This is a genomic window from Nakamurella alba, assembly GCF_009707545.1.
GTDB lineage: Bacteria > Actinomycetota > Actinomycetes > Mycobacteriales > Nakamurellaceae > Nakamurella > Nakamurella alba.
The window spans coordinates 512,781-522,866 of sequence record NZ_WLYK01000008.1 but is presented as its reverse complement, the minus strand read 5'-3'; the positions used below and the strand labels follow the sequence as shown (position 1 = coordinate 522,866).

Here is a 10,086-nt window from a genome sequence, read left to right as displayed (position 1 = left end):
AATGACCACGAGTGTCAGCGAAGTATTGACACATCAAGTGTCAGCGAAGTCGTGACACAACACAGGGACCTATAGCTCACTGGTTGCAGGACGTCTGCGCAGATCAAGGCGGGTCAGGGGCAGGGCGCGGCGAACTTCTGCTCGGGCAGAAGCTCGGACCACTGCTGCTCGCTGATTCGCACACCCACCGAGCCGCAGATCCAGGTCGCGGCGCTCTCGGCGTCGCTGAGCCACAGATGCGCCCGTCGATCGACCCCACCGGCAGCGAGGGACCGGCCGTCCGGGGCGAACTCCACCGCCTTGAGGGCGGAATCCGCGGCCTGCAGCCGCGCGATCAAACGGGGTGATACCGGGTCCGTCAGGTCCCACATCCAGACCGCGCCGTCGTTGCCCGCGGCCGCCAGTCTTGTCCCGTCCGGGCTGAAGGCCAGCCAGATGAGCATGTCGGTGGGTCCGAACAGTTGGCCGGTGGGAGTGACCACAACGGCACCGTCGACCCCCGGGGCCGAGACACCGTAGAGGTGGACGGTCCGGTCGGTGCCGGTGACGGCGAGGGTGGATCCGTCCGGGCTGAACACTCCGGCGAACGCGTAGCCGGGCAGGTCCCCGATTCTGGCGACCTCTCTCGGGGCGCCCGGATCGCCGACGTGCCAGACGATCTCGCCGCCACCACTGTCGGCGACGATGGTGGCCACCAGCAGCTTCCCATCCGACGAGAGCGACAGGAAATACACCGACCCGGCCAGTCCGGGCAGCGAGGAGAGCTCGCGCGGAGCCTCCGGCGCGGAGACGTCCCACACGTGGACAACCTGGTCGTCGCCACCGGAGAAGAGCGTGCGACCGTCCGGTGAGAAGACCATGGACTGCTGCACGACCTCCGGGTCGGCACCGGTGGGGAGCACGGCGACCGGGCCCGCTGCGGTGCTGGTCGTCGTGTAGAGGGCCACCTGCCCGTCCGCGCGACCGACGGCCATCAGATCCCCCTCACGGTCGACGGCCACCACTCCGCTGAGCACCGCGGCCCCGTCGGTGATGAACTCCTCGACCGGGGACTGCAGATCCGCGACATCCCACGCCGACACCCGGCCTTCGGCCTTCGCCGGACCGACGAGCAGCGTGTTCGCGGGGGCGTAGTCGAGATAGGTGACGGTCGCCCCGAAGGGGCCGACCACCGGTCCGGGCCAGCCGTACCGACGGACGGATCCATCGTTCGCGACCGTCAGCAGGGAGCGGTCCCCTGGCCCGAAGACAACGCCGGTGACCGCGCCACGGTGCCCGAAGGTGGCGAGCTGCTCACCGTCGGAGCTCCGGTTGATCCGGACCTCCGAGGTCGAGCTGCCGATGGCGAGCACCGCACCGTCCGCGCTGTAGTCGAGCGCATTCACCCAGCTGGTGAACCGGGGAAGGTTGTCCGGCAGGTCCGTCAACACTCCGGTGGCGCCGACCTCGTACTGCCGGACCGCACCGCTTCGCGTCCCGGCGGCGAACATCCGGCCGTCGGGCGAGAAGGCCAGGGCTCCCACCGGCTGTGAGCTGCCACTGGCATCGGGGTCGGGTTCGACCGCCGGGCCCGGTCGACCGCTCCCGGCATCCGGTCGGAGCGACACTGTGCCGTCGGCTCCGCCGACCGCCAGCATCCCATCGGCCGACATGGACAGGGACTGGACCAGGGACTCCGGCCCGATGGTGGGCGCGATCAGATCCACGGCCGCCCCGAGGCCGGCCCGGCCGACCGGGTAGGAGCGGAGAGGACTGCCGGGCATCGCCGGAAGTTTGTCGGTCGCTTTCGTCCCGGCCGGCCCACCGATGATCAGCCGCGACCCGTCCGGGGTGAAGACCATGGCCTGGGCACCACCGGAGGCGAAGACCTGCTCCTCGTCGAGCTGCACCGGCACGGCGAGATCCCGCACATCCCAGACCCGCACGACACCATCCTCGTCGCCGGTCACGAGCAGGGTCCCGTCCGGACTCCAGACAAGGGTGAAGATCACCGCGACCGTGCCTGTCGCAGGCGGGGCAGCGGCACCGAGCACCGCCGATCCGACGGGATCGACCGGCGCCGAGCGCACGTCGGCGGTCGGGTTGGTCCGGATCAACCGGAAGCCACCGGTCGATGCGTCGGTGGCAGCCACTGTGCGGCCGTCCGGGGAGAGCGCCAGGTAGGAGTTGCCGGTGGTGCCCGGCCAGACCGTCGGGATGGGCATGGCGGTCATGTCGAGCAGCGTCGACCGTGCCTCCAGAGTCGGGGAGATCCGGTACGCGGCGATCGCCAGTTGGGCCGCGGTCGCGGGATCGGAGTCGAGCAGATCCGCGGCGTAGCCGGCGATCTCACGGCTGGCTGCACGGTCCCGGGACTGCGCGGCCTCGTTACGCCCGGCTTCGGCGTCGGCCCGGGCGGTGAACCCGACGACGGCCAGCACGGAGGCGGCCACGGCCAGCACCACCGCGACCGCGACGGCACTGCGCAGCAGCCGGACCTGCCGCCGCCGGGCGGCCCGACGGTCGGCCTCGGCCGCCCGCGCGGCGTCGAGATACTCGAGCTCCAGCCGGTCCAGCTCACCCGCGCGGTCCCCGCCGGCCAGCCACTCCTCGTAGGCCTCCAACCGAGCTCCGCGGACCAGGCCCGAGTCGTCGTGGTCGATCTGCCACTGCCGGCTGATCCCGTGCAGCCGCCGGCGGAGCAGCAGCCCGGCCCGGTCCTCGTCCACCCACCCGCGCAGCCTCGGCCACGCGGTGAGCAGCGACTCGTGCGCGATCGACACCCCGGTGTCGTCGATCACCACCAGTCGCTGGGCCACGAACGGCTCGAGCACCTCCCGCTCCGCCTCGTCGGGCAGCGGCGCGCGACGCCGGGTCACCGCCTCCGGCAGGCCGCGATCGGCGTCCGCGGTGTGCTCCTCGAGATGCACCATGCGCAGCAGCAGGCCCCGGGCCAGCCGGCGCTCGTCCTCGCCCGGCAGGTCCGCCCAGACCTGTTCCGCGGTCTGCTGGACGGCCGACTCCAGCCCGCCGGTGTCGCGGTACGCATCCAGGGTCAGCCGGGATCCGCCGGTGCGCTGCCAGGTGGCCAGCAGCACGTGCGACAGCAACGGCAGCACTCCGGCGACGTGCACCCGCCCGTCCGGCAGCAGCAGGTCGTCCAACAGCACCCGGACCAGGTCGTCGTCGATCGCCAGCCCGGCGCGGGCGGCCGGGCCGACGATGGCCGACCGCAGGTTCTCCACCCCCATCGGTCCGACGAGCACCTGCCGGTCGTGCAGCAGCGCCTCCAGCGCCGGCACCGAGGCGGCGGCGACGAAGAAGTCGGCGCGCAGCCCGAACACCACCCGGGTGCCGGGCGGCCACGACGCGGGATCGGTCACCGCCGCCGCCCACCGCTGCCGCGCCTCCGGATCGGGAAGCCGGACGAAGATCTCCTCGACCTGATCGATCACCACCAGCCCGTCACCGGCGGCCAGCACGTCCCGGGCCGCGGCGAGCGGGCCGAACGGGTCCGGCCCGGGGGTGATCAGTGCCCGCGAACCGGGCCAGCCCGCCAGCAGCCCGGCCCGCAGCACCGAGGACTTGCCGGAGCCGGTCGGTCCGAGCACCACCAGCGGTCGCGGATCGGTGCGGTCGGTGGCCAGCCGGAGCAACTGGTCGACCAGCGCCGAACGTCCGAAGAACCAGCCGGCGTCGCCGGTCTCGAAGCTCAGCAGTCCCCGGTACGGCGCATCGGTGATCCGTGGCCCGGACGTGCGGCGGAGCGTGCCGACCAGGTCCAGCCAGGCGTCCTGGTCCTGCGCCGGGACGCCGAGCTGGACCAGGATCCGGCGGAACAGCGGCAGCTGGGCCGTGGTCGGCAGGTGCCGGCCGGACAGGTAGCCACCGACGGTGCCCAACGGGGCGTCCACCCGGGCCGCCAGTTCGCGGACGGACAGCCCGGCCCGCTCCCGGCGTTCTCGGAGCACCCGGACCATCTCGGCCCGGTCGGCGGGCGGCCCCGCGCTCGGCAGATCGACCATCGCGTTCCCCCTGGCGCGTCATGGACAGTGTGCGAAACTCCGCGGCTTGCGAAACGGTGTCATTCGCGTCCGGAATGTCGGTTCTACCCGATCGTGCGGCGGTGGTCGATCACCCCGACGGTCCGTCACACCGACTGCCCAACGATCACTGTCGGGCTGTACCGCCGAACGGCGAAACACCGTTCGGGATCGTTCGGAGTTCACCCGGCGCACTTGTCCGCAGCACCGTGACGGCGTTTGCATGGGATCGGCCGTCAGCCGACGGGTGCCCGACGCGACGAGGGGTCGTCGTGCACCGACAGGAACCGGACCCGCCGAGTGCCTCCGCTAGCGTAGGGAGGACACGACCGGAGCCCCGGTGTACCCGTACCGGCCGACGACGAGCAGGAGACCATGACCTCCCCAGGGTCCACCAGTGGCAACGGGGGCGGATCGCACCTGGCCGCCCTCGTCCGCAGCACCGTCCCGCCGATGCACCCGGGCGGTCGTCCCATCGTCCTGGGCATCCTCGCCGGATCGACCGGCGCCCGCTTCCTGCTCCGGCTGGTCGGCCTGCGCCGCTCCGGTCGGTTCGTCGGACGCACCGGCGCCGTGCTGGCCGCGGCGTCCGCCGCCTTCTTCCGCGCCCCGAAGCGGGTGGCACCGACCGAACGCGGCCTGGTGGTGGCCGCCGCCGACGGCCTGGTCTCGCTGATCGAGGAGGCGGTCCCGCCGCCGGAGCTCGGCCTGCCCGCCGTGCCCCGCACCCGGGTCTCGGTGTTCCTCTCCGTCTTCGACGTGCACGTGCAGCGCATCCCGCTGGACGGCACCGTCACCGCCGTCGCCTACAAGCCGGGCAAGTTCCTGTCCGCCGACCTGGACAAGGCCAGCGAGGTCAACGAACGGAACTCCGTGGTGATCGCACCCGCCGACGGCGGCGAGGAACTGGTCGTCACCCAGATCGCCGGGCTCGTCGCGCGACGGATCGTCTGCGGGACCGCTCCGGGCGCGGCGGTGCACACCGGCGAGACCTACGGCCTGATCCGGTTCGGGTCCCGGGTGGACCACTACCTGCCGGCGGGCGCCACCGTCGCGGTCGCGCTCGGCCAGCGGACGATCGGCGGTGAGACGGTCGTCGCTCGGCTGGCCGGGAGCTGATGGCCACCGTCCCCGGCGTCCGGTTCCTGCCGAACGCGATCACCGTCCTGGCCCTGTGCTCGGGACTGTCCGCCTTCTACTTCGCCGAACTGGCGAACCAGGGCCGGATCTCGTGGCTGATGGCGGTCGGTGCGGTGGGTCTCGCGGCGATCCTGGACTCGCTGGACGGGCCGACGGCGCGGCTGCTGAACTCCACCAGCCGGATCGGCGCGGAGCTGGACTCGCTGTCGGACCTGGTCTCCTTCGGCGTGGCACCGGCGCTGGTCCTCTACATCTGGACGTTCAACGCACCGCGGTCCTTCGGCTGGGTCTGCTGCCTGGTCTACGCCGTCTGCATCGCGCTGCGGCTGGCCCGGTTCAACTCGCTGCTGGACGACGACGAGCCGAAGCCGTGGGCCAAGGGCTTCTTCACCGGCGTGCCCTCCCCCGCCGCCGGCCTGCTCGCACTGGTGCCGCTGGTGCTGGCCAACCGGTTCCCGGGCCTGGAATGGCTGCGCAGTGACTGGCTGAACGCGGTCTGGCTGGTGTTCATCGGCGTGCTCGCGGTGTCCCGGCTGCCCAGCATCGCGCTGAAGTCCGTCCGGGTGGCGCCACGCTTCATCACCCCGCTGTTGATCGTGCTGGTGATCGCGGTGGCCGCGCTCTTCTTCGAGCCGGAGCTGGTGCTCAGCATCGGGCTCGGCGTCTACCTGCTGCACCTGCCGTACGCCGGCTGGAAGTACGTGCACTTGCGCACCCACCCCGAGCTCTGGGAGACCACGGTGCGCACCCGCTCGGGCCGCAGCGGGCGGCGGATCCGGTTGTCGGTCCGGATGCCGCAGCGGCGCCGGGTGGCGGGGCGGGCCCCGGACGGGACACCGCTGGAGGTCAGTCGGCGGCGCGGGATTCCCGGCCAGAACCGCACCAACCGGCCGCGGCGGCGGCTGCGCTGACCCGACCCGGGTCGAGAGCGTTCGATCGGCGTCCGCCGGCAGGAGGACGGTCGGCGGGAGCAGGCACAGGTCGGGTCCGCCGGACGCCGACGATCCCGGATCTCGACGCCCGGGCAGATCCGACGCCGGATCAGATCCGGGTCGGGTGGTGTCAGACCTCGAAGCCGAGCCGGCGGGCCGAGCGGGCGCGCTGGCGGGTGGTGCGCAGCCGGCGGAGCCGGCGGACGAGCAGCGGATCCTCGGCGAGGGCGGCCGGGTTGTCGATGATGCCGTTCAGCACCTGGTAGTACCGGGTGGGCGAGAGGTCGAACATCTCCTTGATCGCCTGCTCCTTGAGCCCGGCGTACTGCCACCACTGCCGCTCGAAGGCGAGGATCTCCCGGTCGCGCCGGCCCAGGCCGGTCTCCCCGACCGCGCCGGAGTCGGCGGCACCGTCGCCGGTGGATCGCGCGGCGCTGTCCATGAAGTCCTCCCTCGCACCCGCAGCGGCGTCCTTGTGGGGGACGCACGGCACGGGTGAATCACACAGCTGTCATTCGTCCGTCATGGTGTCACGCGAGCGGCGGAGGGTCCAGCGCATCGGCGTGTCCCCGGCGCGCCACACCGGCCCTGATCAGCCCCTTCGATCACTGTGTGCTCACTGGTCACATCTGTCACTCGCGCCTCGCCCGGGCGTGCCGCGGGCGGGCGTCCGCCCGGCAACAACCGACCCATGCCCGTCCTCCTTCGACACCGATGCCGCCTGGCCACCTTCCGATCTGCGCCCTTTCCCCGCGAATTCCGCGGACAGACGGCACGGATCGGAGGTTTGGGAATCCACACCGCCCGACCCGGCCATTCGACCCGCGCCCTTCCCCGCGGAACCCGCAGGCAGACCCGCACGGATCAGAGTCGACAACCACGCCGCCCGGCCCACCGATCTGCGCCCTTTCCCCGCGAATCCCACGGGCGGACGGCACGGATCAGAGGTCCACAACGCTGCCGCCAGGGCGAGGCGGCCGGCGGGAGCGTCGCCCGGTCGACCGCTCGATCCGCGGCCTTTCCCCGCGGAACCCGCAGGCAGACCGCACGGATCGGAGGTCGACAACCACGCCGCCCGACCCGGCCATTCGACCCGCGCCCTCTCCCCGCGGACTCCGCGGGAGAACGGAACAGATCGGAGGTCGACAACGATGCCGCCCGACCCGGCCATGCGACCCGCGCCCTTCCCCCGCGGACTCCGCGGGCGGACGGCACAGATCGGAGGTTGGCAACCACGCCGCCCGGCTCGGCCCGTCGCCGAAGGTGCCTGGAGGGAGCGCCGTTCAGCTGCGGACCGCGGTGTTCCGCGGATCGTGCAGCGCACCGGCCCGCACCTCCGCCGGGTACCAGGTGCCGAACATGGAGATCTCGGCCTGTGCACCGGGCCGGATCGCCGACGGCAGGTAGGCGAAGGCGATGGAGCTGCGCACCGTCCAGCCGTACCCGCCGGAAGTGACCCGGCCGACGACGGTGCCGTCCACCCTTACCGGCTCGCCGCCCAGCACCACGGCCGTCGGGTCCTCGACCACCAGCGTCCGCAGCAGCTGCGCCGGACCCTCCTCGCGCTGCCGGAGCAGCGCCGCCTTGCCGAGGAAGTCCGGCTTGTCCCAGGCGACGCAGAATCCGAGCCCGGCCTCCAGCGGTGTGGTCCGCGAGGTGAGGTCCGAACCCCAGGCCCGGTAGGCCTTCTCGAGACGCAGCGACTCGATGGCCCGGTAGCCGGCGGGCGTCACGCCGGGCAGGGCGGCCAGCTGTGCCCATAGCCCGGCGCCGTACTCGGCCGGCGCGTAGATCTCCCAGCCGAGCTCCCCGACGTAGGTCACCCGCTGCGCCCACACCGGCACGGCGCCGATCGTCAGCTCCTGCCCGGTCAGGTACGGGAATGCGGCGTCGGACAGGTCGGTGGAGGTGAGCGGCTGCAGCACCTCCCGCGCCCGTGGGCCCCACAGCGCGTAGCAGCCCAGCGCCGAGGTGACGTCGTCGATCCGCACCGCGGACCCGGTCCGCCGGGCCTGCCGCCGCAGCCAGGCACCGTCGTGCGCACCGAACGCGGTGCCGGTCACCAGCTGGAACTCCTCGGGTCCGCGGCGCGACACCGTCACGTCCGCCTCGATCCCGCCGTGCTCGTTGAGCAGCTGGGTGTAGACGACCGCACCGACCTCCCGGTCGATCCTGTTGTCGCACACCAGGTCCAGGAACACCGCCGCCTCAGCACCGGTGATCCGCAGCTTCGCGAAGGAGGACTCGTCGAACACCGCCGCGGATCCACGGCAGGCCAGGTGTTCCGCCGTAGCCGCGGGCGAGAAGTTCGCTCCGGCCCAGCCTCTCGGTACCGGCAGGTCGGCGCCGTCCGACACCGGCGTGGAGTAGAAGAGCACCCGCTCCCAGCCGTCCTTCTCGCCGAACACCGCGCCGTGCTCGCGGTGCCAGGGGTAGGCAGGCGAGGTGCGCAGCGGCCGGCCGGCGGTCCGCTCGTGGCCGGGCAGCCGGACGTCGTAGTAGGTCGAGTAGTTCTCGACGATCCGGTCGTAGGTGTAGGACGGCGAGGCGAACTGCCGGCCGAAGCGGGCCACGTCCATGTGCCGGACGTCGGCAGACGGGCGGCCGTCCAGCACCCAGTCGGCCATCAGCCGCCCGACCCCGCCGGCCCCGGCAATGCCGTGCGCACAGAATCCGGCCGAGACGAAGAACCCGTCGACATCCGTTTCACCCAGGCAGAACTCGTTGTCCGGGGTGAAGGCCTCGGGCCCGTTGATGACCCGGCGCACCCCGACCCGGTCCATCACCGGCACCCGGATCCGGGCGTTGTCGGCGATCTCGGCGAACCGCTCCCAGTCCTCGGCCAGCAGTTTGCCGTTGAAATCGGCGGGCACCGCGTCCAGCCGGTCCCGGCCGGCGGAGAACGCCTCGGGGGTCCGTTCGTAGCCGCCCATCAGCAGGCCCTGGCCCTCCGGGCGGAAGTAGACCAGCAGGTCCGGGTCGCGCAGCGACGGCAACGAGCGCAGCTCGATCCCGCCCGGCACCGGGACGACGTCGGTGACCAGGTACTGGTGGGCCATCGGCAGCAGCGGGATCCGCACCCCGGCCAACCGGCCGATCTCGGCGGCGAACATGCCGCCGGCGTCCACCACGATCTCGCACGCCACGTCGCCGCGGTCGGTCCGGACGCCGTGCACCCGACCGTCCCGGACGTCGATCCCGGTGACCCGGGTGCGCTGCTCGACCCGCACCCCGCCCGCGCGGGCGCCGGCGGCCAGGGCGTAGCAGAGCTGGGACGGGTCGACGTGCCCGTCGGTCGGCAGGTAGACCCCGCCCAGCACGCCGTCGGTGTCCATCAGCGGGAACAGCTCCTGCGCCCGCCCGGCGGTGATCAGCTCCATCGGCAGCCCGACCACCTGCGCCCAGTCCAGCTGCCGGCGCAGCTCCTCCAGGCGGAGCGGCGAGGACGCCAGCCGGATGCTGCCGGTCTCGGTCCAGCCCGGCGGGTTCTCCCCCGCCTGCAGCTCCCGGTACAGCTCCACCGAGTACATGTTCATCCGGGTCAGCGTGGGATCGGACCGCAGCTGCCCGACCATGCCCGCCGAGTGGAACGTCGATCCGCTGGTGAGCTCCGACCGCTCCAGCAGCAACACATCGCGCTCTCCGCGCTGCGCCAGGTGGTAGGCGATGCTCGCGCCGCCGACCCCGCCGCCGATCACCACGATCCGGGCGCGGTCGGGCAGGTCGGTGCCGGGTCCCGGGGCGACGGACATCCGCGTGCTCCTTCCGCGGCGGGAGCAGCCGCGTGATGATCGACTCCGGCGACGCTAGCGCCCGCACCGGGGCCCGTCCACACCCACCTGCCGGCCAACCGATTCCGTCGCCACCCCTATTCCCGACAGATGCTGCAGGACATCGCCTCTCGCCGGCAGTCAGAGGCAAACCGGGAGCGGCGGGAGGCCACGGCGACGAGATCCGTTGCGCCGTGGCCGGATCACCGGCGGGCGCGGGGT

The 10,086-nt window shown here is 72.5% G+C and carries 5 protein-coding genes; 2 read left to right on the top strand and 3 right to left on the bottom strand.

The genetic code is table 11. The features are described 5' to 3' along the window. Nucleotides 1-113: 113 nt before the first annotated feature. Nucleotides 114-4,004: an NACHT and WD repeat domain-containing protein gene (locus tag GIS00_RS20095; protein WP_154770184.1), complete on the bottom strand. Its 3,891-nt coding sequence runs from the start codon at nucleotides 4,002-4,004 to the stop codon at nucleotides 114-116. A 393-nt stretch (nucleotides 4,005-4,397) separates the two neighbouring features. Between GIS00_RS20095 and GIS00_RS20090 the strand changes: the two genes are divergently transcribed. Continuing rightward, nucleotides 4,398-5,141 (top strand): phosphatidylserine decarboxylase, encoded by a 744-nt coding sequence (locus GIS00_RS20090; RefSeq protein WP_154770183.1) that lies wholly within the window; start codon nucleotides 4,398-4,400, stop codon nucleotides 5,139-5,141. After that, nucleotides 5,141-6,073 carry a CDP-alcohol phosphatidyltransferase family protein gene (locus tag GIS00_RS20085; protein ID WP_154770182.1) on the top strand — a complete coding sequence of 311 codons (933 nt, stop codon included), beginning with the start codon at nucleotides 5,141-5,143 and terminating at the stop codon, nucleotides 6,071-6,073. Before GIS00_RS20090 ends, GIS00_RS20085 begins: the two co-directional genes overlap by 1 nt. 151 nt (nucleotides 6,074-6,224) lie before the next feature. Here the strand turns inward: GIS00_RS20085 and GIS00_RS20080 are convergent, their stop codons facing one another. Both GIS00_RS20080 and GIS00_RS20075 read right to left on the bottom strand, forming a co-directional pair. Further along, a complete protein-coding gene (locus GIS00_RS20080) occupies nucleotides 6,225-6,536 on the bottom strand; it encodes a DUF3263 domain-containing protein (protein ID WP_154770181.1) in 312 nt (103 codons plus the stop codon). A gap of 841 nt (nucleotides 6,537-7,377) precedes the next feature. Continuing rightward, nucleotides 7,378-9,846 carry a GcvT family protein gene (locus GIS00_RS20075; protein ID WP_230313811.1) on the bottom strand — a complete coding sequence of 823 codons (2,469 nt, stop codon included), beginning with the start codon at nucleotides 9,844-9,846 and terminating at the stop codon, nucleotides 7,378-7,380. Between the last annotated feature and the right edge of the window lie 240 nt (nucleotides 9,847-10,086).

Bases quoted from the DNA above. Each gene is read 5' to 3' on its own strand.
- GIS00_RS20095 (WP_154770184.1), bottom strand. From the start codon at position 4,004: ATGGTCGATCTGCCGAGCGCGGGGCCGCCCGCCGACCGGGCCGAGATG.
- GIS00_RS20090 (WP_154770183.1), top strand. From the start codon at position 4,398: ATGACCTCCCCAGGGTCCACCAGTGGCAACGGGGGCGGATCGCACCTG.
- GIS00_RS20085 (WP_154770182.1), top strand. From the start codon at position 5,141: ATGGCCACCGTCCCCGGCGTCCGGTTCCTGCCGAACGCGATCACCGTC.
- GIS00_RS20080 (WP_154770181.1), bottom strand. From the start codon at position 6,536: ATGGACAGCGCCGCGCGATCCACCGGCGACGGTGCCGCCGACTCCGGC.
- GIS00_RS20075 (WP_230313811.1), bottom strand. From the start codon at position 9,846: ATGTCCGTCGCCCCGGGACCCGGCACCGACCTGCCCGACCGCGCCCGG.